Annotated in this window: 21 protein-coding genes; 14 read left to right on the top strand and 7 right to left on the bottom strand. The window is 58.3% G+C overall.

The window, feature by feature from the left end; all coding sequences use genetic code 11:
- Nucleotides 1-131: 131 nt before the first annotated feature.
- The 12 genes from AB4Z23_RS14045 (at nt 132) to dnaE (ending at nt 17,278) form a co-directional block, all read left to right on the top strand.
- Nucleotides 132-746, top strand: a complete 615-nt coding sequence (locus tag AB4Z23_RS14045; RefSeq protein WP_003512680.1) for an NADH-quinone oxidoreductase subunit J — start codon at nt 132-134, stop codon at nt 744-746.
- Nucleotides 747-775: 29 nt separating this feature from the next.
- A complete protein-coding gene (gene nuoK / locus AB4Z23_RS14040) occupies nt 776-1,084 on the top strand; it encodes an NADH-quinone oxidoreductase subunit NuoK (protein WP_003496445.1) in 309 nt (102 codons plus the stop codon).
- A gap of 7 nt (nt 1,085-1,091) precedes the next feature.
- Entirely contained in the window at nt 1,092-3,089 is a 1,998-nt protein-coding gene (nuoL, locus tag AB4Z23_RS14035) for an NADH-quinone oxidoreductase subunit L (RefSeq protein ID WP_013635952.1), read from the top strand.
- Entirely contained in the window at nt 3,089-4,600 is a 1,512-nt protein-coding gene (locus tag AB4Z23_RS14030) for an NADH-quinone oxidoreductase subunit M (protein ID WP_421476415.1), read from the top strand. Before nuoL ends, AB4Z23_RS14030 begins: the two co-directional genes overlap by 1 nt.
- 18 nt (nt 4,601-4,618) lie before the next feature.
- Nucleotides 4,619-6,061 (top strand): NADH-quinone oxidoreductase subunit NuoN, encoded by a 1,443-nt coding sequence (gene nuoN / locus AB4Z23_RS14025; protein WP_003512691.1) that lies wholly within the window; start codon nt 4,619-4,621, stop codon nt 6,059-6,061.
- 26 nt (nt 6,062-6,087) lie between these two features.
- Nucleotides 6,088-6,828 carry a biotin--[acetyl-CoA-carboxylase] ligase gene (locus AB4Z23_RS14020; protein WP_421476414.1) on the top strand — a complete coding sequence of 247 codons (741 nt, stop codon included), beginning with the start codon at nt 6,088-6,090 and terminating at the stop codon, nt 6,826-6,828.
- Between the two features lie 207 nt (nt 6,829-7,035).
- Nucleotides 7,036-8,703, top strand: coding sequence for a ribonuclease J (locus AB4Z23_RS14015; RefSeq protein WP_003512693.1), 1,668 nt, complete (start codon nt 7,036-7,038; stop codon nt 8,701-8,703).
- Nucleotides 8,704-8,851: 148 nt separating this feature from the next.
- A complete protein-coding gene (locus AB4Z23_RS14010) occupies nt 8,852-9,157 on the top strand; it encodes a DUF1467 family protein (RefSeq protein WP_162633693.1) in 306 nt (101 codons plus the stop codon).
- Nucleotides 9,158-9,843: 686 nt separating this feature from the next.
- A complete protein-coding gene (gene proS / locus AB4Z23_RS14005) occupies nt 9,844-11,166 on the top strand; it encodes a proline--tRNA ligase (RefSeq protein ID WP_111795870.1) in 1,323 nt (440 codons plus the stop codon).
- A gap of 122 nt (nt 11,167-11,288) precedes the next feature.
- Nucleotides 11,289-12,596, top strand: a complete 1,308-nt coding sequence (locus AB4Z23_RS14000; RefSeq protein WP_003512696.1) for a lipoprotein-releasing ABC transporter permease subunit — start codon at nt 11,289-11,291, stop codon at nt 12,594-12,596.
- Between the two features lie 15 nt (nt 12,597-12,611).
- Nucleotides 12,612-13,295: an ABC transporter ATP-binding protein gene (locus tag AB4Z23_RS13995; RefSeq protein ID WP_013635957.1), complete on the top strand. Its 684-nt coding sequence runs from the start codon at nt 12,612-12,614 to the stop codon at nt 13,293-13,295.
- A gap of 482 nt (nt 13,296-13,777) precedes the next feature.
- Nucleotides 13,778-17,278, top strand: a complete 3,501-nt coding sequence (dnaE, locus tag AB4Z23_RS13990) for a DNA polymerase III subunit alpha (RefSeq protein ID WP_421476413.1) — start codon at nt 13,778-13,780, stop codon at nt 17,276-17,278.
- A gap of 12 nt (nt 17,279-17,290) precedes the next feature.
- Here the strand turns inward: dnaE and AB4Z23_RS13985 are convergent, their stop codons facing one another.
- The 3 genes from AB4Z23_RS13985 to AB4Z23_RS13975 form a co-directional block, all read right to left on the bottom strand.
- Complete coding sequence (locus tag AB4Z23_RS13985) at nt 17,291-18,529, bottom strand: L,D-transpeptidase family protein (protein WP_112154933.1); 1,239 nt, start codon at nt 18,527-18,529, stop codon at nt 17,291-17,293.
- Nucleotides 18,530-18,694: 165 nt separating this feature from the next.
- The gene (locus AB4Z23_RS13980) at nt 18,695-19,978 is read right to left on the bottom strand and encodes a DNA polymerase IV (protein ID WP_025593266.1); all 1,284 of its coding nucleotides are present in this window, start codon (nt 19,976-19,978) and stop codon (nt 18,695-18,697) included.
- Nucleotides 19,979-20,047: 69 nt separating this feature from the next.
- The gene (locus tag AB4Z23_RS13975) at nt 20,048-20,356 is read right to left on the bottom strand and encodes a DUF3572 domain-containing protein (RefSeq protein ID WP_421476412.1); all 309 of its coding nucleotides are present in this window, start codon (nt 20,354-20,356) and stop codon (nt 20,048-20,050) included.
- Between the two features lie 131 nt (nt 20,357-20,487).
- On the opposite strand from AB4Z23_RS13975, the gene AB4Z23_RS13970 reads away from it, so the two are divergent.
- Both AB4Z23_RS13970 and AB4Z23_RS13965 read left to right on the top strand, forming a co-directional pair.
- On the top strand, nt 20,488-20,859 hold the full coding sequence (locus AB4Z23_RS13970; protein ID WP_003496409.1) for a response regulator: 372 nt from the start codon (nt 20,488-20,490) through the stop codon (nt 20,857-20,859).
- Between the two features lie 18 nt (nt 20,860-20,877).
- On the top strand, nt 20,878-22,248 hold the full coding sequence (locus AB4Z23_RS13965; protein ID WP_019565487.1) for a PleD family two-component system response regulator: 1,371 nt from the start codon (nt 20,878-20,880) through the stop codon (nt 22,246-22,248).
- A gap of 878 nt (nt 22,249-23,126) precedes the next feature.
- Here the strand turns inward: AB4Z23_RS13965 and rpmG are convergent.
- The 4 genes from rpmG to AB4Z23_RS13945 all read right to left on the bottom strand — a co-directional run bounded on the left by rpmG (nt 23,127) and on the right by AB4Z23_RS13945 (nt 25,697).
- A complete protein-coding gene (rpmG, locus tag AB4Z23_RS13960; RefSeq protein WP_003496403.1) occupies nt 23,127-23,294 on the bottom strand; it encodes a 50S ribosomal protein L33 in 168 nt (55 codons plus the stop codon).
- A gap of 89 nt (nt 23,295-23,383) precedes the next feature.
- Entirely contained in the window at nt 23,384-24,547 is a 1,164-nt protein-coding gene (locus AB4Z23_RS13955) for an MFS transporter (RefSeq protein WP_019565488.1), read from the bottom strand.
- Nucleotides 24,548-24,564: 17 nt separating this feature from the next.
- Nucleotides 24,565-25,233: an NUDIX domain-containing protein gene (locus AB4Z23_RS13950; protein ID WP_174049401.1), complete on the bottom strand. Its 669-nt coding sequence runs from the start codon at nt 25,231-25,233 to the stop codon at nt 24,565-24,567.
- Between the two features lie 20 nt (nt 25,234-25,253).
- On the bottom strand, nt 25,254-25,697 hold the full coding sequence (locus tag AB4Z23_RS13945; protein ID WP_003512717.1) for a DUF983 domain-containing protein: 444 nt from the start codon (nt 25,695-25,697) through the stop codon (nt 25,254-25,256).
- Nucleotides 25,698-25,724 lie beyond the last annotated feature (27 nt).

The following is a 25,724-nucleotide window of genomic DNA, read 5'->3' as shown; positions in this document are numbered from 1 at the left end:
TCTTTCCGGGGGAGACCCCGGGAAGCGAAGAAAGAGTAAAAGAGCCTGCACGGTTATCGCCGGCGGGGACGAAACGGGTAGAGCGCGCGGTTGCGCGGTCTTTGCCCGGATGAGGACAAGAAGGCACCAACATGGGTCTGCACGCTGTATTCTTTTATATATTCGCTTTCGTCGCCGTGGCGTCTGCGTTCATGGTCATCGCATCGAAGAACCCTGTTCATTCGGTGCTGTTTCTGATTTTGACCTTCTTCAACGCAGCCGCGCTGTTCCTGCTGACGGGGGCCGAATTCCTCGCCATGATCCTGCTCGTCGTTTATGTCGGTGCGGTGGCTGTGCTCTTCCTCTTCGTCGTCATGATGCTGGATGTGGATTTTGCGGAGCTGCGCTCCGGCGTGCTGCAATATGCGCCGATCGGTGCGCTGATCGGTATCATCCTCGCGGCTGAACTGATTGTCGTGGTCGGCGGCAGCGTGCTTAACCCGCAGGCGGCCAAATCGATTACCATGCCGATCCCGTCACCGGCCGTGCGCACCAATACGGCCGCACTGGGCGACGTGCTCTATACCAATTACGTCTACTTCTTCCAGCTTGCCGGTCTCGTGCTGCTGGTGGCCATGATCGGCGCCATCGTGCTGACGCTGCGTCACCGCACCGACATCAAGCGGCAGAACATATCCACGCAGGTCGGACGTGACCCGAAGACCGCCGTCACCACGGTCAAGGTCAAGCCGGGCCAGGGCATCTGAAGGCGCGAACGGATCCAAGGAAACAGAATATGGAAATCGGTCTTTCCCACTACCTGACGGTCAGCGCGATCCTCTTCACGATCGGCATCTTCGGTATCTTCCTCAACCGGAAGAACGTCATCGTCATCCTCATGTCGATCGAGCTCATCCTGTTGGCGGTCAACATCAACATGGTGGCGTTCTCGGCTTTCCTGAACGACATCGTCGGCCAGGTCTTCGCACTGTTCATTTTGACCGTCGCAGCCGCCGAAGCGGCCATCGGTCTTGCAATACTCGTTGTCTTCTACCGCAACCGCGGATCGATCGCTGTCGAAGACGTCAATATGATGAAGGGCTGATAAGGCTATGATCTACAAGGCTATCGTCTTTCTTCCCCTGATCGGCTTCCTGATTGCCGGCCTGTTTGGCCGGTCGATCGGCGCCAAGGCTTCGGAATATGTCACCACCGGTCTGATGATCGTGGTCGCCGTCCTGTCGTGGATCGTCTTCTTCTCCGTCGCGCTTGCCCATGGCGAGCCGGGCGAGGTGATCAAGGTCACCGTGCTGCGCTGGATTCAGTCCGGCGGCATCGACGTCGAGTGGGCGTTCCGCATCGATACCCTGACGGCCGTCATGTTCGTCGTCGTCAACACCGTCTCGACGCTGGTGCACCTCTATTCGATCGGATACATGCACCACGATCCGCATCGTCCGCGCTTCTTTGCCTATCTTTCGCTGTTCACCTTCGCCATGCTGATGCTGGTGACCTCCGACAACCTGCTGCAGATGTTCTTCGGCTGGGAAGGCGTTGGTCTGGCGTCGTACCTGCTGATCGGTTTCTGGTTCAAGAAGCCTTCGGCGTCTGCTGCTGCCATGAAGGCGTTCATCGTCAACCGTGTTGGCGACTTCGGCTTCATTCTCGGCATATCAGGCGTCTTCGTGCTGTTCGGCTCGATCAATTTCGAGACCATCTTCGCTGCCGCCAGCACCTATCTGCCGGCTGAAGGTGCAGCTTCGACGGAAACCGTCATCAACCTGTTCGGCATGCAGCTGGACAAGGCCAATGCGATGACGGGCGTCTGCCTGCTGCTCTTCATGGGCGCCATGGGTAAGTCGGCGCAGTTCCTGCTGCACACCTGGCTGCCGGACGCGATGGAAGGCCCGACCCCTGTGTCCGCCCTCATTCACGCCGCAACCATGGTCACCGCCGGTGTCTTCCTGGTTGCCCGCATGTCGCCGCTGTTCGAATTGTCGCATGATGCGCTCACCGTCGTGACGCTGGTCGGCGCCATCACCGCCTTCTTCGCAGCGACCGTCGGTCTCGTTCAGAACGATATCAAGCGCGTGATTGCCTATTCGACCTGCTCGCAGCTCGGTTACATGTTCGTGGCACTTGGCGTCGGCGCTTATGGCGCGGCCGTGTTCCACCTCTTCACGCATGCCTTCTTCAAGGCACTGCTGTTCTTGTGCGCCGGTTCGGTTATCCATGCCGTCGATGGCGAGCAGGACATGCGTTACATGGGCGGCCTGCGCAAGCATATCCCCATCACCTTCTGGACGATGACCGTCGGCACGCTTGCGCTGACAGGTGTGGGCATTCCGGGCACGATGATCGGCTTTGCCGGCTTCTTCTCGAAGGACGTGATCATCGAATCCGCTTATGCGTCCCATTCGGTGCTGTCGGGTTTCGCCTTCACGCTGCTGGTCATCGCCGCGCTGTTCACCAGCTTCTATTCCTGGCGGCTGGCGTTCATGACCTTCTTCGGAAAGCCGCGTGCTTCGGCTGACGTGATGCACCATGTGCATGAATCGCCGATGGTCATGCTGATCCCGCTCTTCATCCTCACCGTCGGCGCGATCTTCGCCGGTGTTGTCTTCGAAGGTTATTTCTTCGGCCATGAATATGCCGAGTTCTGGAAGGGTGCTCTCTTCACGCTTCCGGAAAATGAAATCCTTGACGAGTTCCACCATGTTCCGCTGTGGGTCAAGTGGAGCCCGTTCTTCGCGATGGCGCTTGGTTTTGTCACCGCATGGTACATGTATATCAAGTCGCCGGAGACGCCGAAGCGTCTGGCAGCGACCCATCGCGGCCTCTATCAGTTCCTCTTGAACAAGTGGTATTTCGACGAGCTTTACGACTTCCTCTTCGTGCGTTCCGCAAAGGCGCTTGGCCGCTTCCTGTGGAAGAAGGGCGACGTGGCCGTCATCGACCACTATGGACCGAACGGCATTGCAGCGCGTGTGGTTGACGTGACCAACCGCATGGTCCGCCTGCAATCCGGTTACCTTTATCACTATGCCTTTGCGATGCTGATCGGCATCGCGGCGCTTGTCACCTGGATGATGCTCGGGAGTGCGTTTTGATGACCGATTGGCCAATTCTTTCAACGGTCACCTTTCTGCCGCTCGTCGGCGTGGTGCTCTTGCTGCTGACCAATGAGAACGGCCCTTACGGTCGCCGCAACATTCTCAACGTCTCGCTGCTGACGACCGTTTTCACTTTCCTGGTTTCGCTGTTCGTCTGGATCGGCTTCGATAATTCGAACCCCGGTTTCCAGATGGTGGAAAAACACGCATGGTTCGGCAACATCGCCGCCTATCATCTGGGCGTCGATGGCATCTCCATGCTGTTCGTCATCCTCACCACCTTCCTCATGCCTTTCTGCGTGCTGGCAAGCTGGCAGTCGGTTGAAAAGCGCATCAAGGAATACATGATCGCCTTCCTGCTTCTGGAAGTCGTCATGATCGGCGTCTTCGTGGCGCTGGATACCGTTCTTTTCTACGTCTTCTTCGAAGCAACGCTGATCCCGATGTTCATCATCATCGGTGTCTGGGGCGGCAAGGATCGCGTCTACGCATCCTACAAGTTCTTCCTCTACACGCTGCTTGGCTCGGTTCTGACCATGCTCGCCATCATGGCGATGTACTGGCAGTCCGGCACAACAGACATGACCGAACTTCTGAAATACGGCTTCCCGGCCGGCATGCAGACGTGGCTATGGCTTGCCTGTTTCGCGGCATTCTCGGTCAAGATGCCGATGTGGCCGGTTCACACCTGGCTGCCGGATGCCCACGTGCAGGCGCCGACCGCAGGTTCCGTCATTCTGGCAGGCGTCATGCTGAAGCTTGGCGGTTACGGTTTCATCCGATTCTCGCTGTCGATGTTCCCCTTGGCGTCGGACTATTTCGCTCCCTTCGTCTTCACGCTGTCGGTTCTCGCCATCATCTACACCTCGCTGGTGGCGATGATGCAGGACGACATCAAGAAGCTGATCGCCTATTCCTCCGTCGCCCACATGGGTTACGTGACCATGGGCATCTTCGCGGCCAATGTGCAGGGCGTGCAGGGCGCAATTTTCCAGATGCTGTCGCACGGCATCGTGTCGGGCGCGCTCTTCCTCTGCGTCGGCGTCGTTTACGATCGGCTGCATACCCGTGAGATCTCGGCCTATGGCGGTCTCGTGAACAACATGCCGAAATATGCCGTCGCCTTCATGATCTTCACCATGGCTAATGTCGGTCTGCCCGGCACCTCCGGCTTCGTTGGTGAATTTCTGACGCTGATCGGCGTATTCCGCGCCAACACGCTGGTCGCGCTGTTTGCGGCAAGTGGCGTCATCCTCTCGGCCGCTTACGCGCTGTGGCTTTACCGCCGCGTGATTTTCGGTGCGCTTGAGAAGGAAAGCCTGAAATCGATGCTCGATCTGTCGACCCGCGAAAAGGTCATCCTTTATCCGCTGGTTGCGCTGACGATCTTCTTCGGCGTCTACCCGGCTCCGGTTTTCGATGCGACAGCCGCTTCGGTCGATCTTCTGGTAAACAACTATACGGCTGCATTGCAGGCGGCGCAAAATGTTGCGCTTTCTATGAATTGACGACAGGACCCGTTGGACATGACCGCTGAAATTCTTTTTGCCAGTCTGCACATCGCGACGCCCGAGCTGATCCTTGCGGTCGGCGCGCTGGCGCTGCTCATGATTGGCGTCTTCTCGGGCGACAAGTCGACAACGACGGTCACGGGCCTCTCCGTGGCCCTGCTGCTCGTCGTCGGTCTCTGGATCGTCTTTGCGCCCGCTTCGGGTGTGGCTTTCGGCGGCGTTTACGTCGCCGATGCCTTCGGCAACTTCATGAAGGTGCTGGCGCTGATCGGCTCGATCACCGCCATGATCCTTTCTGTCGGCCAGAGCCGTTTTGAGCCGGTCGGCCGGTTCGAATATCCGGTGCTTCTGGTTCTGGCGACGCTCGGCATCCTGCTGATGATTTCGGCCAACAACCTGATCTCGCTCTATATGGCGCTGGAGCTGCAGTCGCTTGCGCTCTACGTTGTCTGCGCCATCAACCGGGAAAGCCTGCGCTCCACCGAAGCGGGCCTGAAATATTTTGTTCTCGGTGCGCTCTCCTCGGGCATGCTGCTTTACGGCATGTCGCTGGTTTACGGCTTTACCGGCAATACCGGCTTTACCGAAATCGCCCAGGTTCTGACGGCAGAGACCCGTTCGCTCGGCCTCGTCTTCGGTCTGGTTTTTGTTCTTGCCGGTCTGGCATTCAAGATTTCCGCCGTGCCGTTCCACATGTGGACACCTGATGTTTATGAAGGCGCGCCGACACCGGTCACGGCCTTCCTGTCTGCCGCGCCCAAGATCGGCGCCATGGCGATCTTCGTTCGCATCGTTGTTGACGCTTTCCAGCCGGTCTTTGCCGACTGGCAGCAGATCGTCGTCTTCATCTCCATCGCTTCCATGCTGCTCGGCTCGTTCGCGGCAATCGGTCAGAAGAACATCAAGCGCCTGATGGCCTATTCTTCCATCGGTCACATGGGTTACGCGCTGGTTGGTCTTGCGGCGGGCACCGAGGCCGGTATCTCGGGCGTCATTCTCTACATGACAATCTACATGGTCATGACGCTCGGCACCTTCGCCTGCATTCTCTCCATGCGTCGCAAGGAAATCGGCAATGTCGAAAATGTCGAGGATCTGGCCGGGCTTTCGTCCACCAACCCCTTCATGGCAGTTGTTCTGACGATCCTGATGTTCTCGCTTGCCGGCATTCCGCCGCTCGCCGGCTTCTTCGGCAAGTACTACGTCTTCCTTGCTGCCATTGAAGCCAAACTCTATCCGCTTGCCGTCATCGGTGTGATCGGCTCGGTTGTCGGTGCGTATTATTATATCCGCGTCGTCAAGGTCATGTGGTTCGATGAAGCCAAGGGCAGCTTCGAGCGTCCGGCTGGCGAACTGAAAATCGTTTATGCGCTCTCTGGACTGTTCGTCGTCGCCTTCATCGTCTTCGGTGGTGCGCTCGGCAATGCAGTCACGGTTGCGGCAAAGACGTTCTTTTGAGCAATACGCACAAGCATACGGGCCGGATGTCCATGGATGACTTCCGGCACGAGGCGTTGGCGGAAACGCCATCGACCAACATAGAATGTTTCGCCCGGGCAAGGGCAGGCGATGGCGGCAATCTGTGGATCACCGCCATCCGCCAGACTGGCGGGCGCGGTCGCCGCGGCCGGCCTTGGGTGTCTGAACCAGGCAATCTCTACGCTTCGCTTCTTCTCATCGATCCCGCGCCAATGGACCGCATCGGCTCATTGCCGCTTGCCTTTGCGCTCGCCGTCTACCGCGCCATTCGCGCTGTGCTGCCGACGGGTGGCGAACCGCTAGAGATAAAATGGCCGAACGACGTGCTGATCGGGCGCCGGAAGACCTGCGGCATTCTGATGGAAGCCGAACTTCTGCCGGATGGACGCCGCGTCATCGTCATCGGCATCGGCATCAATATCGCCCACAAGCCTGAAAATCCGCTTTACCCCGTCACCATGCTGTCTGAGCACGGGGCCTCGTGCTCCCCCGACGAGCTGTTCGCGCATCTCTTCCGCGAGACAGCGGATGTGCTGCAAAGCTGGGATGAGGGCAGGGGCGTTTCCGGTGTCATGGCCGGATGGCGGGCGGCTGCCTGCGGTATCGGCGAACATATCACCGTCAATTTTCCGGATCGCTCGATCGGCGGGCGTTTCGTTGGAATTGATGATAATGGTTATCTGCTGCTGGATGAGGATGAGGGCACAAGGCGCTCCATCGCCGCCGGCGACGTGTTTTTTGGATGAGGTGGACGGCGTGTCTTCAAGGACCCGCGCCGAACCTCTTCCCACAGGTTGGAGCTTTCCTGCTGCTCATGAAAAGCAGGGTGACAGACCGGCTCCGCATCGGCCCGGTCGATCAGATGATGTTTCAGGTCCGATGCTGTTAAACGGGCGGCTGGGCGCGGCATATTGCCGTCGCCAGCGCGCTCTCGTGAATGGATAAGAAGAACAATGACTAAACAGGACGAACTGGTATTTCTGCCGCTTGGCGGCGTCGGCGAAATCGGCATGAATCTGGCGCTGTACGGCTACGGTCCGGAAAGCAAGCGCCAATGGATCATGGTGGATTGCGGCGTTACCTTTGCCGGTCTCGATCTGCCTGGTGTCGATCTGGTTCTGCCCGATATCAGCTATATCGCCGAGCAGAAGAAGAACCTCAAAGGCATCATCATCACCCACGCCCATGAGGATCACTACGGCGCGCTGAACGATCTGTGGCCGGGCCTCAACGTGCCCGTCTATGCCTCGGGTTTCACCGCCGGCATGCTGGAGGCAAAGCGCGCCTACGAGGGCAGCCGTGCCGAAATTCCAATCACCCCGTTCAAGGCGGGTGATCGCATCAATGTCGGCCCGTTCGAAATCGAGGCCGTCGGCGTCAACCATTCGATCCCCGAGCCGATGTCGCTGGTCATCCGCACACCGCTTGGCAATGTCATCCACACGGGCGACTGGAAGATTGACGAGGCGCCGTCTCTCGGTCCGTTGACGGATGAGGCGCGTTTCCGCGCCATCGGCGAGGAGGGCGTGCTGGCGTTGATGTGCGACAGCACCAACTCGCTGCGTGACGGCGTATCGCCTTCGGAGCACGAAGTGTCTGAGGGGCTGCGCCAGATCATTGAAAATGCCGAGGGTCGCGTGGCCATCACCACCTTCTCCTCCAATGTAGGCCGTATCCGCTCCATCGCGCAGGCTGCGGAAGCTGCCGGACGCGAAGTGCTGCTGCTCGGCTCGTCGCTGAAGCGCGTCGTCAACGTTTCGCAGGATCTCGGCATCATGGAAGGTATCAAGCCGTTCCTGGCTGAAGACGAATACGGCTATATTCCGCGCAACAAGGTGGTCGTCATTCTCACGGGTTCGCAGGGCGAGCCGCGGGCAGCCCTTGCCAAGCTTTCGCGCGATGAGATGCGTAATGTGGCGCTGGCTGCCGGTGATACGGTAGTATTTTCCTCGCGCGCCATTCCGGGCAACGAAAAGGCGATCATCGAGATCAAGAACGGCCTGATAGAGCAGGGCATCCATATCGTTACCGACAATGAGGCTTTGGTGCATGTCTCCGGCCATCCCCGCCGTAACGAACTTCTGAGGATGTACGAATGGACCAAGCCGCAAATCCTGGTACCGGTGCATGGCGAGGCGGCGCATCTGGTGGCGCAGAAGGAACTGGCTGAACAGGCCGGCATTTCGCAGGTGCCGAAGGTTCGTAACGGCAACATTCTGCGTCTGGCGCCTGGTCCTGCGGAAGTCATCAACGACGCACCGCACGGCCGCGTCTTCAAGGACGGCAACCTCATCGGTGACCTCGACGAGATGGGGATCAGCAACCGCCGCAAGCTTTCCTTCGCCGGCCACGTCTCCGTCAATGTGCTGCTGGACAGCCGCTACGACTTCCTCGGAGATCCCGATGTCGTACCTTTCGGCCTGCCGGAATTCGATGATGAGGGCGAGGACATGGAAGATACGCTCTATGACGCCGTACTCGGCGCCGTGGAAAGCATCCCCCGGGCCCGCCGCAAGGACCTTGCGCTGCTGCGCGAGTCAGTGCGCCGCGCCGTACGCGCCGCTGCCAATCAGGCATGGGGCAAGAAGCCGATCGTGACGGTTTTCGTCACCAAGGTCTGAACCGGAAAATACCGGGTTTTCAAACCGTAACGCCCCGTCATGTCCGGACCATCTCGGACATGACGCAATCGCCGTCTGCGATCGTTCACTCTCCTCTCTTGCAGCTTTTTACACATCTTGCAGGGAAGTGATTCCGGTTCGCGGATGAATGCGTTACAAGGGGCGCATCACGCAGGAGGACGTCATGCCGCTTCTTTCGGTCTTCGCCATTTATTTCATCGTCTGGTGGACGGTGCTTTTCGTTGTGCTGCCGATTGGCCTTCGCACCCAGGAGGAAGACGGCGATGTGGCGATCGGCACGGTTGCAAGCGCCCCGTCAAGGTTCAGGGGCGGGCGCATCGTCTTGTGGACAACGCTGATATCGGCTTTGATCTGCGGGCTCTGGTACGGCGGAACCTGGTGGTTCGGCGTCAGCATGGACGACCTTCCGAGAATTATCCCGGTTTTCGACTGAAGCACCTCACCCACGCCCTAGGATTAAGCGCGCCGCAGAATTTTGCAGCGTGGCGGGCTTCGTGATGCGATTTAAGGCAACATAAGCTGTGCTGCCGTTTTATGAACGGTCGCCACAAGATGCGCCAGTGCTGTCACATGGATGTCATATCAGTCGTGCACACACCATAAGCGTGTCTGGCGGGCAATTCGCTGTCACAATTTTACCGGAATAAGCATTCGGGGTTGTGAACTTCGCCGGAATCAAAAAAAAACAAGGCATTTCAGCCTTGTTTTTCAGGTTTCGCGTGATCTGTAACCGTTACCGGGGCAGCGACAAGCGCGCCTAAGATCGAATCCTCCCAAGACTGACCGCGAAAACGGCAAGAATTTAGACTTCCTGCCTCTTTTGTGAGCTAAAGTTAGCCCAATCACCCATGCTTGTCATCTCATTTTTTGCATATTTGTTACAGTCGGCAAAAAATTCCCTGTGGTGCAATTTGTCGCACCGGATCAAGAATAATATTCCGGCCAAAGCGTTTTGACGCGAATTAGCTATCGCGAAAATGCCACGAAATCGCCTAGGCAGGTCTTTGCATGGCGGGTTTTCTTCTTGGTCAGAAACAGCTATGTACGGCGCCAATATCCCTCTATTCGGGGCGATTCCCGCGCCTTTGCGTGTTGTTGCCCATACCAATGGAAGTCGTCATGCGTCTCAGCCGTTATTTCATGCCCATCCTGAAGGAAAACCCCAAGGAAGCGGAGATTGTCTCTCATCGCCTCATGCTGCGTGCGGGCATGATCCGGCAGCAATCGGCGGGCATCTATTCCTGGCTACCGCTCGGCAAGCGCGTTCTGGACAAGGTCAACAGGATCATCCGCGAAGAGCAAGACCGCTCGGGCGCGATCGAGCTTCTGATGCCGACGCTGCAGACCGCTGAGCTGTGGCAGGAGAGCGGCCGTTATGACGATTACGGCAAGGAAATGCTGCGCATCAAGGACCGTCAGGACCGCCAGATGCTGTATGGCCCCACTAACGAGGAGATGATCACTGACATCTTCCGGTCCTATGTGAAATCCTACAAGAACCTGCCGCTAAACCTCTATCATATTCAGCTGAAGTTCCGCGACGAGGTGCGCCCCCGTTTCGGCACCATGCGCTCGCGCGAGTTTTTGATGAAGGATGCCTATTCCTTCGATCTGACCAAGGAAGACGCGATCCACTCCTATAACAAGATGTTCGTGGCTTACCTGCGCACATTCGAACGGCTTGGCCTGCGCGCCATTCCCATGCGTGCCGATACCGGCCCGATTGGCGGCAATCACAGCCACGAATTCATCATTCTGGCCGATACCGGCGAATCCGAAGTCTTCTGCCACAAGAGCTTCCTCGACCGCGCCATCCCCGCCGATGATACGAACTTCGACGATGTCGCAGCCCTTCAGGGCGTTTTCGACGAATGGACGGCCGACTATGCCGCCACCTCGGAAATGCACGACGAAGCTGCTTATGACGCCATTCCCGACGGCGAGCGCCTTTCCGCGCGCGGCATCGAAGTCGGCCACATCTTCTATTTCGGCACCAAATATTCCGAGCCGATGGGAGCCAAGGTGCAGGGTGCTGATGGCAAGGAACACCCCGTTCACATGGGGTCCTACGGCATTGGCCCGACACGCCTTGTTCCCGCCATCATTGAAGCATCGCATGACGAAAACGGAATCATCTGGCCGGCTTCGGTCGCTCCTTTCGATGTCGTGATTATCAACATGAAGGCAGGTGACACAGCCTGTGATGCGGCGTGCGAAAAGCTGTATTACTCGCTCTCCAATGCCGGCAAGGATGTTCTTTATGACGATACGGACGACCGCGCGGGCCAGAAGTTCGCGACTGCTGACCTGATCGGCGTGCCGATGCAGATCATCGTCGGCCCACGTTCGGCAGCGAACGGTGAAGTCGAGGTGAAGGATCGCAAGACCGGCGACCGTGAAACCGTCACAATCGAAGCGGCAATGAACAGGGTGCTTGGCTAAGCGCGAAATGGTGAAAATGACGAGCGGTTTTCGCCTGAAATCCGCTCCAGCTTTATGAGATCAAGATCAGGGGTCGGTTTTTTGTGAAAACCGGCCTTTCAAGTTCAGATCAGGGAGACGACATGGCAAAAGCCGAGGCTGACAAGGGTGCGGCTCCTTCCGCCCGGGAAAGGACCGCCCGGCCGTTTTCTGCTTTCGAGCGCATGGTGGCCTGGCGCTATCTGCGGTCGCGGCGCAAGGAAGCGTTCATTTCCGTCATCGCCGGCTTTTCCTTCGTCGGCATCATGCTGGGCGTCGCGACGCTTATCATCGTCATGGCTGTCATGAACGGTTTTCGCACCGAGCTGATTTCGCGCATTCTCGGCATCAACGGCCATATGATCGTCCAGCCGATCGATCAGCCCTTCAACAATTACGATGAGCTGGCGAAGAAGTTCTCCGCCATTCCGGGCGTGACGATGGCCCTGCCGCTGGTAGAGGGGCAGACATTGGCCTCCGGTCGCGGTGGCGCCGGCTCCGGTGCGCTCGTGCGCGGCGTTCGCCAGGACGATATCGACAAGATCAAGGAAGTCGCCACTAACGTCAAGACCGGCGATCTCGTCGGCTTCATGGCGGGCGACGGGGTTCTGGTTGGCTCAAGGCTTGCCGCACAGCTTGGCGTGACGGCGGGCGACGATATCACCCTCATTTCGCCTGAAGGCGATGTGACGCCGATGGGTGTCAACCCGCGCGTCAAATCCTACAAGATTTCGGGCGTCTTCGAGATCGGCATGTCGGAATATGATGCGTCGATGATCTATATGCCGCTGTCCGAAGCCCAGCTTTATTTCAATGCCGAAGGCCTGGTGCAATCCATCGAGCTTTACGTCAGTCGCCCCGACAATGTAGACGGCATCCGCCCGCTGGTGGAGCAGGCAGCTGAACGGCAGATCTATATCACCGACTGGAGACAGCGTAACCAGACCTTCTTTTCCGCCCTGCAGGTGGAAAGAAACGTGATGTTCATGATACTGACGCTCATCGTTCTGGTGGCGGCGCTCAACATCATTTCCGGCCTCATCATGCTGGTTAAGGACAAGGGCAGCGATATCGCCATTCTGCGCACCATGGGCGCCAGTTCCGGCGCCGTCATGCGTATCTTCTTCATGACGGGAGCTGCCATCGGTACCGTGGGCACATTCGCCGGTGTGGCACTTGGCGTCATCGTCTGCCTCAATGTGGAATCGATCCGGCAGTTCTTCTCCTGGGTATCGGGCACGGTGCTGTTTGATCCGCAGCTCTATTTCCTCAGCCAGCTTCCGGCCGAAATGGATATCAGCGAGACCATTACCGTCGTCATCATGGCGCTGACGCTTTCTTTCCTGGCAACCATCTTTCCGGCATGGCGGGCTTCCAAGCTCGATCCGGTGCAGGCCCTGCGTTACGAATAAGGACCGCTTCACAATATGGCAAAAAAATCAGTGCTGCGGCTTACCGGCGTCGAGAGGACCTATGGTCAGGGCGAGACGTCGCTCTCCATTCTGCGCAAGGCCGATTTCGAGTTGAAGAGTGGTGAGATGGTGGCGCTTGTTGCCCCCTCGGGCACCGGCAAATCCACGCTGTTGCATCTCGCTGGGCTTCTCGAACATCCGGATGCTGGCGAGGTTTTCATCAATGACGCGCCCTGCAATGGTCTGCCGGATGAAAAGCGCACGGCGATCCGCCGCAGCGACATCGGTTTTGTCTACCAGTTCCATCATCTGCTGCCGGAGTTCACGGCGGTGGAGAACGTGATGATGCCGCAACTCATCGCCGGTCTGACGCAGGGCGAGGCCCGCAAGCGTGCGAGCGCGCTGCTCGATTACATGCGCGTCGGCCATCGCGGCGAACATCGCCCGGCTGAGCTTTCCGGCGGTGAACAGCAACGTGTGGCGATTGCGCGTGCCGTTGCCAACGCACCGCTCCTGCTTCTCGCCGACGAGCCGACCGGCAATCTCGATCCCGAGACCGCGCATTACGTGTTCGACGCGCTGGAGGCGCTGGTGCGCCAGTCCGGCCTTGCCGCACTGATCGCCACCCATAATCACGAGCTTGCCAACCGCATGGACCGCCGCGTGACGCTTGCAGACGGCAAGATCGTAGACTTCTGATCGTGATGCAGTAAGGCGACCATAACGCCGCCTTTGCGATCTTTTCTGCGGCTGAGTCTGTCTACGGTCAGGTTTCCCGCAAGGCCACTCGTCCTTCCACAATTGAATTTTCACGAACCCGGAGGTGTTTTTGCCTCCGGGTTTTTTGCTTTGGAGTCAGTGGCTTGCCATTCACGAAGGTGGAACCGCAGCCAATTCTGCCGCGTTAGCAAGGGGAATATCGGTAAAAGCCTGTTGACAATCGAACAAAATGAGAACAAAGTTAGAACATAACGAGTAAGGAGAGACCAATGACTGATTTCATCCGTGACGTTGCCGCTTTCGCCTCCATCGCTGTGTTCGTCGCCAGCTTTTCGGTGATCCTCACTGCCCTGTGAAGGGCACACCGGCGCAGAAGCCTGTATAGACGCCGAAAGGCGGTGGACTTTGAAGGCCGAAAATCGGAAAATCGCCCCCTCGATTCAGAATGACAGGATGACGATATGGGCGAGACGGTTACGCGTGGAGAGACCTCTGGCGAAACGCTGAAAACACCCGGTTTCGTCCATCTGCGGGTTCACTCCGCTTACTCCCTGCTTGAGGGGGCTTTACCCCTCAAGAGAATCATGTCCAAGGCCGTTGCAGACGGCCAGCCAGCCATAGCCATTACCGACACCAACAATCTTTTCGTCGCGCTGGAGTTTTCCGAAAAGGCGCGTGACGAGGGCTTGCAGCCTATTATCGGCTGTCAGGTGTCGATCGACATGCAGGATGCGGTGGATGATCGCCGCAACCACAACAGCCACCTTGCCAAGCTTCCAGCCATCGTGCTGCTCGCGGCTGATGCCGGAGGGTACGAGCGGCTGGTGGACCTTATCAGCCGCGCCTATCTGGAAGGCGAAAGCGGTGGCCAGTCCGTGCATATTACCCGTGCATGGCTGGAGGAAGCCTCCAATGCCGGGCTGATCGTGCTGACGGGTGCCTCCGGTGGTCCGGTGGATATGGCTCTGAAGGAAGGGCATACGGCGCAGGCGAGAGAACGCCTGCTGGCGCTGAAATCACTCTTCGGTGACAAGCTTTATATCGAATTGCAGCGTCAGTCCGGTTTCGACCGCGTCCATGAGCGGCGTATGATCGGGCTTGCTTATGAACATGATATTCCGCTGGTCGCCACCAACGAGGCGTTCTTCCCTTCGAGGGCCGATTATGAGGCGCATGATGCATTGATGGCGGTGGCGCATAACGCCATCGTTTCGGATGACAGCCGGTTCCGGCTGACCCCCGACCATTATATGAAAAGCCGTGAGGAGATGGCGGAGCTGTTTGCCGACCTTCCGGAGGCACTGGAAAACACCGTCGAAATCGCAATGCGGTGTTCTTATGTGCTGAAGAAGCGTGGGCCGATCCTGCCGCGCTTCACCGGTGCCAGCGACGATCCCGAAGCGGCGCAACGGGCAGAGGCCGAAGAGCTTCGCCGTCAGGCCGTCGAAGGTCTCGATCTTCGCCTTGCGGCCCTCGGCATGGCACCTGGCTACACAGAGCAGGAATATCGCGACAGGCTGGATTTCGAGCTTGGCGTCATCGAACGCATGGGTTTTCCAGGTTACTTCCTGATCGTTGCGGACTTCATCAAATGGGCCAAGCAGCAGGATATTCCGGTCGGCCCCGGCCGCGGTTCGGGTGCAGGCTCGCTCGTGGCCTATGCGCTGACCATCACCGATGTCGATCCCCTGCGCTTCTCGCTGCTGTTCGAACGCTTCCTCAATCCCGAACGCGTGTCGATGCCCGACTTCGATATCGACTTCTGCCAGGACCGCCGCGAAGAGGTGATCCGCTACGTGCAGCGCAAATATGGCCGCGAGCAGGTGGCGCAGATCATTACCTTCGGTTCGTTGCAGGCTCGCGCGGCATTGCGCGACGTCGGCCGCGTGCTGGAAATGCCCTATGGGCAGGTGGACAAGATCTGCAAGCTGGTACCCAACAACCCGGCCAATCCGACGCCGCTGTCAAAAGCGATCGAGGAAGAGCCGCGTCTGCAGGAAGAGGCGGACAAGGAACCCGTCGTTGCCCGACTTCTGGATATCGCCCAGAAGATCGAGGGGCTTTACCGTCACGCCTCCACCCATGCTGCCGGTATCGTCATTGGTGACCGGCCGCTGTCGAAGCTGGTGCCGATGTATCGCGATCCGCGCTCCGACATGCCGGTTACCCAGTTCAATATGAAATGGGTGGAAAGCGCCGGCCTCGTCAAATTCGACTTTCTCGGTCTGAAGACGCTGACGGTGCTGAAGGTTGCCGTCGATTTCGTTGCCAAACGCGGCATCAAGGTCGATCTCGCCGCAATTCCGCTGGACGACGCCAAAACCTACGAGATGTTGTCACGCGGCGAAACCATCGGCGTGTTTCAGGTGGAAAGTGCCGGCATGCGCAAGGCGCTTATCGGCATGCGCCCGGACTGCATCGAGGACATCATTGCGCTGGTGGCGCTTTATCGTCCGGGTCCGATGGAAAACATTCCGGTCTACAATGCCCGCAAGCATGGCGAGGAGGAACTGGAGTCGATCCACCCCACCATCGACCACCTCCTGAAGGAAACGCAGGGCGTTATCGTCTATCAGGAACAGGTGATGCAGATCGCCCAGGTTCTGTCAGGTTATTCGCTCGGCGAAGCCGATCTTCTGCGCCGCGCCATGGGCAAGAAGATCAAGGAGGAGATGGACCAGCAGCGCGAGCGCTTCGTGGACGGCGCGATCAGAAACAGCGTGTCGAAGCCGCAGGCCAACACCATCTTCGACCTGCTGGCGAAATTCGCCAATTACGGCTTCAACAAGAGCCACGCCGCCGCTTACGCCATCGTGTCCTATCAGACCGCCTATATGAAGGCGCATTATCCGGTGGAGTTCCTTGCGGCCTCCATGACGCTGGATATGGCCAACACGGAAAAACTCAATGATTTCCGCCAGGATGCCAGCCGTCTCGGTATAGAGGTCGTGGCACCTTCGGTGCAGACGTCCTTCCGGCAGTTCGAGACGGGTGAGAACCGCATCTATTATTCGCTGGCCGCCATCAAGGGCGTGGGCGAGGGCGCGGTGGAACACATCGTTACCGTGCGCGACGGCAAGCCATTTGCGAGCCTGGAGGATTTCTGCCTGCGCATCGATCCGAAGCAGATCAACCGGCGTGTGCTCGAAAGCCTCATCAATGCTGGCGGTTTCGATTGTTTTGGCCGCGACCGTGCCGAGATGATCGGCGGGCTGGACCGCATTATCGGTTATTCGCAACGCGCGCAGGAAAGCCGCGTTACCGGCCAGTCGGACATGTTCGGCTCCGGCGGCGCAAGCGGTCCGGAAAAGCTCATCCTGCCTGCCTTCCAGCCGTGGCTCGCCTCGGAAAAACTGCTGCGCGAATATCAGGTGCTCGGTTTTTACCTGACCGCACATCCGCTCGATACCTACCGCCCTGTATTGGAAAAGTTGCGGGTGCAGAATTTCGCCGATTTTTCCGCCGCAGTGAAACAGGGTGCGACCGCCGGGCGTCTGGCCGGCACCGTCACCGGCAAGCAGGAGCGCAAGACCCGGACCGGAAACAAGATGGGTATCGTCACCTTCTCCGATGCCTCCGGCCAATATGAGGCGGTGTTGTTTTCCGAAGGGCTTGCCCAGTTTCGCGATCTGCTCGAGGTGGGCAAATCGCTTGTTATCACCGTGCAGGCGGAAGAGCGCCCGGAAGGCATCGGTCTTCGCATCCAGACGGCGCAATCGCTCGAGGAAAAATCCGTCCAAATGCAAAAGGCGTTGCGAGTTTATGTGCGCGATTCAGGCCCGCTGAAAACCGTCGCCCGCCACCTCAATACCAAAGGTGACGGATCGGTTTATTTTATCGTCATCAAGGACGAGGGGAGCCGTGAGATCGAGGTGGAGCTGACGGAGAAATACCGTATTTCCCCTGAGATCGCCGCCGCACTTCGCTCCGCCCCCGGCGTTGTTGATGTAGAGCTGGTGTGAGGCCTCAAGCCCTCAAACCGGCCCTTCCTTTGTCACGGTAATGAAGTCCGTTCCCATCCCTGTCTCCATCTGGTGACTGAGGTCGGAAACGGTAATCGAACTGCCGGTTGAAAGCTCTTTCTCGATTCGGGAGCGAATTTCAGCCGGTATTTCGAGGCGATCGAGCACGGCGCTTAGCTGGTCAAAGCCACCGGGCGCTTCGGTAACGGTGATGCCGAGCCGCTTGCGGGCTGCGGCCGGCAGATGGTTTTCCAGTGTTACGCCATTCCATTCGGCGGTTCCGGCTGCGCGGTTAACGGCAACGGCTTCGAAGAAATGCGTTCCGAGTGCCACCTCGGGATCCTTGATGTCGATCGCAGCCTCGAATAGCGGCTTGAAATCCTGTCGCACCATGATCTGGCCATTCGGTGGATGATCTTCGCCGGCGGATGCGTAAAGCGCAGCGACGAAATCGTCGGTCAGTAGCGGCCCGGTGGTTTTCAGCCCCTTCCAGCGCTTGAACCCGTTGACGGCGCTGATCGTCATTTCTCCGGTATAGCCGTCCGGTGCGCCGGCATCGAAGCCAAGGCGGGTCAGCACGGCCTGAATATCCATCACCTTTTCGCGCTCGCCGCGCCGGGTGATGAGGATGCGCAAGGGCGAGGGCTCCTTGCCTTTGGCCATCGGTTTGATGGCTTGCGTTTTTTCATTCACGGCCACCTCAACGGTGCCCAATGCGGCGTCGAAGGTCGCGGGGCGCAGCTCGACGTCGGATAAAAGCAGCTTGCCGTCATCGGCATCGTCCCGCGGCTCAAACAGGGCTGAATGTTGTACGGAGCGCAGAGAAACCGGCCGGTCGGTGATGATGACATGCACGCCGTAGCGGGTCTCGCCGAACAGCGACTGCGCGAATTTCGAAGGCAGGCGCACGCAGCCATGCGAGGCCGGGTAATTCGGCACCTTGCCTTCGTGCAACGCGATGCCCGACCATGTCAGTCGCTGCATGAAAGGCATGGGCGCGGCCGAGTAGATGTTCGATTCGTGGTATTTGCGTTTTTCCAGAATCGAAAAAATGCCGCTCGGCGTCTCATGCCCGGCCTTGCCGGTTGAGACCTTGGATGTAGCAACGATCTCGCCGTTCTCGTATAGCGCCAGCGATTGATCGCTTTTCGAAACGACGATCTGCAGGGACTTGTTGTCGGCGGCAAGCGCCGGAAAGGCAAGAATGCTGGCCGACAGCATGCCGGTCAGAAGACGGAAGCGAAGGGACATGACGCAATACACCACATGCACAAAACTTCGTTTACTCAACCACGCGAAGTTTAATGAAGTTTAAGGATAGGGCGTCTGCCACATCACTAATTTGTGTAATATCTAAAATAGGGGCGGGGTGTTGCAGGCCGCAGGGTTTCACGGCGTTTGCAAGCGGCATGGCCGCTATTTGCGTGTGCCGAAAGTGTAGCCGGTCTCGACGCTGCCCTTGCCGAACTTGTCGCGCAATTTGTCCATTGCCGCTTCCGCCGCCGCCCGCCGTTCCGCCTGCCTGTCGACGAGATCAGGAGGATCGGCAAGGTCCGCATCGCGCAGATCACTGACGCCTATGCCGATCAGGCGAAACTTGGTGCCGTCGGTTTCTTTCGCAAGCAGCGAAAGGCCGGTACGGAATATGCGGTCGGCAAGCTGGGTAGGGTCATCAAGCTTGCGGTTGCGGGTGCGGAGTTTGAAATCGGCCGTCTTCATTTTCAGTACAACCGTCTGGCCGGAAATGCCGCTCTTCTTCAGGCGCCAGGCAACTTTTTCGGAAAGCGACCGCAGGATCGGTACGAGGTCCTCGTGGCGGGAAATATCGTTGAAGAAGGTGGTCTCGGAAGACACGCTTTTCACGGGGTCGTTATTGTGCACGTGCCGTTCATCGATACCGCGCGAAAGCCGGAACAGCCGTTGTCCCATCACGCCATAGCGGCGCATCAGGTCGCCTTCCTCCATCTCCTGCAACTGCGCGATCATGCGGATGCCGTCCGCCTCCAGCGTCGCCGCAAACGCCTTTCCAACGCCCCATATCGTCGTGACGGGCCGTGCTGCCAGAAAGGAAAGCGCTTCCGCTTCGCCGATCACCGAAAAACCGCGCGGTTTTTTAAGGTCAGACGCGACCTTGGCCAGAAATTTGCAGTAGGACAGCCCGGCCGAGACGGTTACGCCCACTTCTTTTTCCACCCGTTTCACAAATTTCGCCAGAACCCGGGCAGGTGGATCGTGATGCAGCCTCTCCGTTCCGGAAAGATCGAGAAACGCCTCGTCTATGGAAAGCGGCTGCACGAGCGGCGTCAAATCCTGCATCATGGTTCGGATCTGACGGCCGACGCGGCTATATTTTTCCATGTCGGGCTTGATGACCACGGCGTCCGGACAAGCTTCCAGCGCCTTGAACATCGGCATGGCGGAGCGCACGCCCTGAATGCGGGCAATGTAGCAGGCAGTGGAAACCACGCCGCGTTTTCCGCCGCCGATGATCAACGGCTTGTCGGCAAGCTCGGGATTGTCCCGTTTTTCAACGGAGGCGTAAAACGCGTCGCAATCGATATGGGCGATGCTGAGGTCGTAGAGTTCGTCATGGTAGACGAGGCGGGGACTGCCACAGGCGCGACAACGCCTCAGGTCCGCTGGCTGGCCGGCCAGACAGTCGCGGCAAAAACCGGGATCATAAAGATGCGATGTGGACATGGGCCGAAAACAAAACCAGAACGTCGCTAACCATACTCCGGCCGTGACGGTGGCTGAAGGGGTGGCCTGTCAATACTCACCCGAATCCAACCCCGGGCCGGAAAAATGGTGCCAGGCGGCGGCAACCGTTTCGGGGGATGTGTCGGTCGCCGCGCAGAAGGCCATGAGGTCTGGTTCGTGGCTCATCAGAAAATCGGTGAGCCCCGCCAGAAAGCCGGGATCGTCGGCGGCATGGCGCAGCATATTGGCCTGCAATCCGCTCAGCGCCAGAAAACGCCCGAGCATTTCCGGCTCGTTTGCCAGCCAGCCAAGTATGGCGGCTGCCGTTTCTTGCGGATATTTTCCGGCATTGTCTTTGTTTTTTGTATCTCTCAGCATTTCTCTACCGAAGTTACCTATTTTGAAACCAAATCGTTCTAGCCTTGCGCAACAAATGGACGATGGAATCGGTTCTCTGGCACCCTATATGTCTGGGAGAAGGTTTCAAAGCGAAACGGGGACTGCCCACCATGCCCAAGCAGGTCATGATAGTCGAAGACAACGAGCTGAACATGAAGCTCTTTCGTGACCTTATCGAGGCGTCTGGCTATACGACGATCCAGACGCGCAATGGCATGGAAGCGCTGGATCTTGCCCGCAAGCATCGCCCCGACCTCATTCTCATGGATATTCAGCTGCCGGAGGTTTCCGGGCTGGAGGTGACGAAATGGCTGAAGGAAGATGACGAGCTGCACGTCATTCCGGTCATCGCGGTAACCGCCTTCGCCATGAAGGGGGACGAGGAGCGCATTCGTCAGGGCGGATGCGAGGCCTATGTGTCCAAGCCGATCTCCGTTCCGAAATTCATCGAAATCATCAAGACCTATCTAGGCGATGCGTAAGGCGGTTGGGGAACTGTTATGACGGCGAGAGTTCTGGTTGTTGACGACATACCCGCAAACGTAAAGCTTCTCGAAGCCCGGCTTGTCGCGGAATATTTCGACGTCGTAACCGCCGAGGATGGTTTCAAGGCACTTGATATCTGCGACCAGGAACAGGTCGATATCATCCTGCTGGACATCATGATGCCTGGCATGGACGGTTTCGAGGTCTGCGAACGGCTGAAGGCCAATCCGAAAACGGCGCATATTCCTGTTGTCATGGTCACCGCACTCGATCAGCCCTCAGACCGCGTGCGCGGCCTGAAAGCCGGCGCCGATGATTTTCTGACCAAGCCCGTTAACGACCTTCAATTGATCGCCCGTGTCAAAAGCCTCGTGCGCCTCAAGGCCGTCAGTGACGAATTGCGGCTGCGGGCCGAGACCGCGCGCGAGATCGGCATCGAGGAGATGCTGCGCAGCGATGGCCTCATGCAAACGCCTGGCCGCGTTCTGGTGGCTGATGGCCGCGCCAGCTCGCAGGAACGCATCGTCAGGGCGCTGAAGCCGGTTGCCGAGGTCGATGCCGTCACGGAGCCTCAGGCGGCCCTGTTGAAGGCCGCGAGCAACCCCTTCGAGCTTGTCATCGTCAATTCCAATTTTGAGGATTACGATCCGCTGAGACTGTGTTCGCAGCTTCGTTCGCTGGAGCGTACCCGGTTCCTGCCGTTGCTTCTGGTAGCGGAACAGGGGGCGGACGACATGGTGGCGCGGGCGCTCGATCTTGGCGTGAACGATTATATTCTTCGCCCGATCGATCCCAACGAACTTGTCGCCCGGTCTCTGACTCAGATCCGGCGCAAGCGCTATAACGAGCATCTGCGGCTCAATCTCCAGCACACGATGGAGCTTGCTATCGTCGACGGGCTGACTGGTCTTAACAATCGCCGTTATCTCGACAATCATCTGAAAATACTTTTCGACCGCGCCGCCGTGCGTGGCCGCCCGATTTCCATTTGCATGACCGATATCGACCGCTTCAAGCTGGTCAACGATACCTATGGCCACGATGTCGGCGATGAGGTTCTGCGCGAGTTTGCAGCCCGCATCCGCAGCACGGTGCGCGGCGCCGATCTTGCCTGCCGTTATGGCGGGGAGGAATTCGTGGTTGTGATGCCCGACACGCCTATGGAGCTTGCCACAAGCGTTGCCGAACGCCTGCGGGCAATCATCGAGGACAAGCCGTTTCACGTTCGTTCCATCGACCGCGAGTTGAGTATCACGGCTTCGCTCGGCATCGCCACCAGCAGTGGAGCATTCGGCGCGCCGGACGAGCTTCTGAAGCAGGCCGACAGGGCGCTCTACGAGGCGAAACACACAGGACGCAACCGCGTCGTGGCGGCCGCCGCCTAAAGGCGCAGACCATGACGCTGACAATCCGTGCCGCCTTTTGAGACTTTCGACGTTTACCGTTATCGATAGCCGCCCAAAGACCTGACGGCAAACTGTGGCAAGCGCGAAGTCCCTGACCTTGCCAGTATTTTATCTTCTTACAATGAGGGGGTGAAGTCTAACAGGGTTAATAGAGTTCAAGTTGAAAAATACGTTGAATTCAATCGCTCACGGAACTATAGTGTGCCTGCGTTGTATATTTAACCATGTTTTCCAGGTGATGTATCTCTGGCTTAAGAATTTGTTGATTTTTATTTTACTTCTGCGCACACTCCCAATCGAGAATAACAGTTCTTCCGGCGGTTTTTCCGTCTAGTGATGAAGAAACGATGGCGGTTTACACCGCTGATGTTTCGGTCGTCAGGGGCTGGTATTGCGTAGTTTGAATGCCCCATGATGCTCAGGTCCGCCGCATCTCCTGGATCGTGGGGTCGGTCGGCTGACGATGTCCGAATCGGTTCCTCGTGCCGTGATCACATCGTTGGCCGACCGCCTTATCTCCGAAAATATTCTGTGCTTGTGCTGCCGCTTATAGCGCAGCACATCCGGCTGCGCGCGCAGGCTGCGCGCTGTCGCAGCGGTTGACGCATTTGACCGATGAGACGCTGATTAGGAGAGGCGCTGGTAGGCGAGACGGTGATAAAGAGCTTTCCCGCAGTGCCGATAGCGCCGACTGGGTTCCAAACTCAAGAACCGCAACTAGGAAGGTTACGATTCGTTGGCCCGTGGCGGGCCTTGCGAGGGCGCTGGCGCAAAGAATGCCGTTGGCGGCAATCCTTTCCGTACAAACAAAAAACGCGCCCGTTGGGCGCGCTTTTGCCGGAGAACCCGATCAAGAATTACTTGATCTTGGTTTCCTTGAATTCAACGTGCTTGCGTACAACCGGGTCATACTTCGTCTTCGTCATCTTGTCCGTGAACGTACGGCTGTTCTTGGTGGTGACGTAGAAGGTACCGGTGTCGGCTGTCGACAGCAGCTTGATCTTGATTGTTGTAGCTTTCGCCATGGTCGTCCTGCCTTTAAACAAAAGAGAAGCCGCAGGCGCTTCTCACCTCGGCTAAATCTGGCGCGAAACTACGTATCGCGCCTGAAAAGTCAAGTCTGTTTTGCCCTGAAAACAAAACGGAAGGCATAAAGCACCACGTAAAGCCCGAAAAACACGGCAAGCGCCCAGGCGAAACCATCGGTACCCGCAACATCCATGGAAATGCCGACGGCCTGTGGTCCGGCTATAGTGCCCATGGCATAGCAGAAGATGAAGGCGGCGTTGGCGGCCACCAGATCGGCCCCTTTGAGACGCGATCCCAGATGGGTGAGGCCGACGGTATACATGCCGGATACGAGGCCGCCCCAGAACAGCAGCAGGGCCGCGACGAGAATCCATCTATCCACCAGCAAGGGCAGCGCCAGCGTGCCGCAAACGCCCGCAAAGGCCATCAGCGCCAGCATTGTGCGCCGGTCCTTCATTCGGTCCGAAAGCAGGCCGATCGGTATCTGGAAGACCATGTTGCCGATGCCCATCACTGTCAGCAGAAGTGCCGCCTGCGATTCGTTGAAGCCTTCGCGGGTCGCATAGATGGGAAAGAGCGACAGACCGCCCGCTTGCACGGCGCCGAACACGAAGGCCGCCGCAGAAGCCATCGGCACCAGCCATATATAACGGGCGAAATGGTGGTTCGGCCTTTCGCTCAGCTCCGGGCTTTCGCCGCGCGCAAGGAAGATCGGGATCGCGGCAAGCAGTATGATTGCCGCCCCGACCAGAAATGGCAGGATGCCATCGCTGCCGACCACGGAAAACAATAACGGGCCAACCGCGAACCCAACCGCAAGTCCGGTGGCGTAGATGCCGAGAACCATGCCGCGTTTTTTCGGTGGCGCGGTCATGTTGATCCAGTATTCGGAGAGGATGAACAGCGTGGTGGTTGCGCCATGGAAGACGATTCGCAGCGGAAACCACATCCAGAAGGCGTCGGCGAAATAGAAACAGAGCGCACTCAGGGCCGACACGACAACGGCAAATAGCATCGTTCGCGCCACGCCGAAATCATGGGCGATCTTGGTGGTCACCGGCGCTGCCATCATCGCCGCAACGCCGGCCATTGCCGAATTTACCCCGATCATGGTGGAGGAGATGCCGCGCTTCTCAAGGATGATCGACAGGAGCGGCAGGCCAAGGCCGATGGCGACACCGACCGCACTGATGGCGGAGATGGCGGCGATCAGTGAGGGCCAGTGAATGGCGTCCGCTTCGCATTTCATTTGTGACATGACGGCCTTTATACAAAGTCTCGAATGAATCGGCCGTGGCGCGTGACATAGAGCCGCGCGGGGCTTTCAAAGGGCAGTGACGGATCACCTATCATGAGTTTTGTGACATCTTCGAGAACCGTGCGTGTGATTTTCGGCATGTTCAGACTGGAAAGCGCTGTCATGTCAAGCCATTGCACATTGTGCAGCTCATCTGAATCCCTGATTAGCCGGGTATCCAGCCGCAACTCGTCGGCGTAACAGCAAAAGAATCGCGTGTCGTAACGCCTGATATTGCCGGGCGGGGTGATTGCGCGCGCCACATATCGAAAACGCGAAAGATCCGGACCATCAGCGTCCATGCCCATATCGACGCCGGTTTCCTCCACGAGCTCGCGCGCGGCGGCAAGCGCCAGCGCCCGTGCCCCGGCAGCGCTCAGGCGGCGCGCGGCAGATGAGGTGAGGCTGCGCAGCACGGCGGGGTGCAGATCGCCGGAGAAGGGCAGGGCGTGGTCGCGTGGATCGCGTTTGCCACCGGGAAACACGTAAGCGCCGGGCATGAATATGTGCGCATTACTGCGCCGGCCCATCAGCACGCGAACAGCAGGGCCGGAACGATCAAACAGGATGATTGAGGCGGCATCGCGCGGCCGCAACGGGCCGCTCGCCGCCTTGGTGCTCGAGGGAAGCTCGGACACGTTCAAATTCCCGTCCGCCGTCAGTGGGAGGAGCCGTCTATCTGCACTTTTGGCTGTTTTCCGTCGAAGCCGTGCATTCTAAGTGCCCATTGCAGGCCGATGACGCCACCCTTGATCGGTTGCAGCGTCAGAAGCGCGGCCAAAATGGTGATAGGCACCCAGATGGCGAAGTGTACCCACATGGGAACGGAAAGCACGAGATCGGTCATCATGAAGCCGCCAACGGCGATATGGCCGATGATGACGATGGAAATATAGGGCGGCAGGTCGTCGGAGCGGTGATGATGCATTTCCTCGCCGCAGGCCGCGCAATTGTCCACCGGCTTCAGGAAGGCCCGAAACAGGCGACCGCTGCCACAGGCCGGGCAGCGATTGGCCATGCCGCGCATGATCGAGCGGCCAAGCGGACGCTCCGCGCTTCCATCTCCGAAGGTAACCGTTTCCGAGCCCTGATTTGCACTCATCCTGAAGTCCTTCTCCCGTTTGTCTTA

The sequence above is a fragment of the Agrobacterium sp. MCAB5 genome, assembly GCF_052114365.1.
Lineage (GTDB): Bacteria > Pseudomonadota > Alphaproteobacteria > Rhizobiales > Rhizobiaceae > Agrobacterium > Agrobacterium tumefaciens.
Note: the sequence above shows the minus strand (reverse complement) of the source record. Positions and strands in the feature narration are given on the sequence as shown.

Coding starts and splice junctions, on each gene's coding strand:
- AB4Z23_RS14030 (WP_421476415.1), top strand. CDS start 3,089: ATGACCGATTGGCCAATTCTTTCAACGGTCACCTTTCTGCCGCTCGTC.
- rpmG (WP_003496403.1), bottom strand. CDS start 23,294: ATGGCGAAAGCTACAACAATCAAGATCAAGCTGCTGTCGACAGCCGAC.
- AB4Z23_RS14015 (WP_003512693.1), top strand. CDS start 7,036: ATGACTAAACAGGACGAACTGGTATTTCTGCCGCTTGGCGGCGTCGGC.
- AB4Z23_RS13945 (WP_003512717.1), bottom strand. CDS start 25,697: ATGAGTGCAAATCAGGGCTCGGAAACGGTTACCTTCGGAGATGGAAGC.
- AB4Z23_RS13985 (WP_112154933.1), bottom strand. CDS start 18,529: ATGTCCCTTCGCTTCCGTCTTCTGACCGGCATGCTGTCGGCCAGCATT.
- AB4Z23_RS14020 (WP_421476414.1), top strand. CDS start 6,088: ATGTCCATGGATGACTTCCGGCACGAGGCGTTGGCGGAAACGCCATCG.
- AB4Z23_RS13980 (WP_025593266.1), bottom strand. CDS start 19,978: ATGTCCACATCGCATCTTTATGATCCCGGTTTTTGCCGCGACTGTCTG.
- AB4Z23_RS13995 (WP_013635957.1), top strand. CDS start 12,612: ATGGCAAAAAAATCAGTGCTGCGGCTTACCGGCGTCGAGAGGACCTAT.
- nuoK (WP_003496445.1), top strand. CDS start 776: ATGGAAATCGGTCTTTCCCACTACCTGACGGTCAGCGCGATCCTCTTC.
- AB4Z23_RS13955 (WP_019565488.1), bottom strand. CDS start 24,547: ATGAAATGCGAAGCGGACGCCATTCACTGGCCCTCACTGATCGCCGCC.
- AB4Z23_RS13970 (WP_003496409.1), top strand. CDS start 20,488: ATGCCCAAGCAGGTCATGATAGTCGAAGACAACGAGCTGAACATGAAG.
- AB4Z23_RS14045 (WP_003512680.1), top strand. CDS start 132: ATGGGTCTGCACGCTGTATTCTTTTATATATTCGCTTTCGTCGCCGTG.
- AB4Z23_RS13975 (WP_421476412.1), bottom strand. CDS start 20,356: ATGCTGAGAGATACAAAAAACAAAGACAATGCCGGAAAATATCCGCAA.
- AB4Z23_RS14000 (WP_003512696.1), top strand. CDS start 11,289: ATGGCAAAAGCCGAGGCTGACAAGGGTGCGGCTCCTTCCGCCCGGGAA.
- dnaE (WP_421476413.1), top strand. CDS start 13,778: ATGGGCGAGACGGTTACGCGTGGAGAGACCTCTGGCGAAACGCTGAAA.
- AB4Z23_RS14010 (WP_162633693.1), top strand. CDS start 8,852: ATGCGTTACAAGGGGCGCATCACGCAGGAGGACGTCATGCCGCTTCTT.
- proS (WP_111795870.1), top strand. CDS start 9,844: ATGCGTCTCAGCCGTTATTTCATGCCCATCCTGAAGGAAAACCCCAAG.
- nuoN (WP_003512691.1), top strand. CDS start 4,619: ATGACCGCTGAAATTCTTTTTGCCAGTCTGCACATCGCGACGCCCGAG.
- AB4Z23_RS13965 (WP_019565487.1), top strand. CDS start 20,878: ATGACGGCGAGAGTTCTGGTTGTTGACGACATACCCGCAAACGTAAAG.
- nuoL (WP_013635952.1), top strand. CDS start 1,092: ATGATCTACAAGGCTATCGTCTTTCTTCCCCTGATCGGCTTCCTGATT.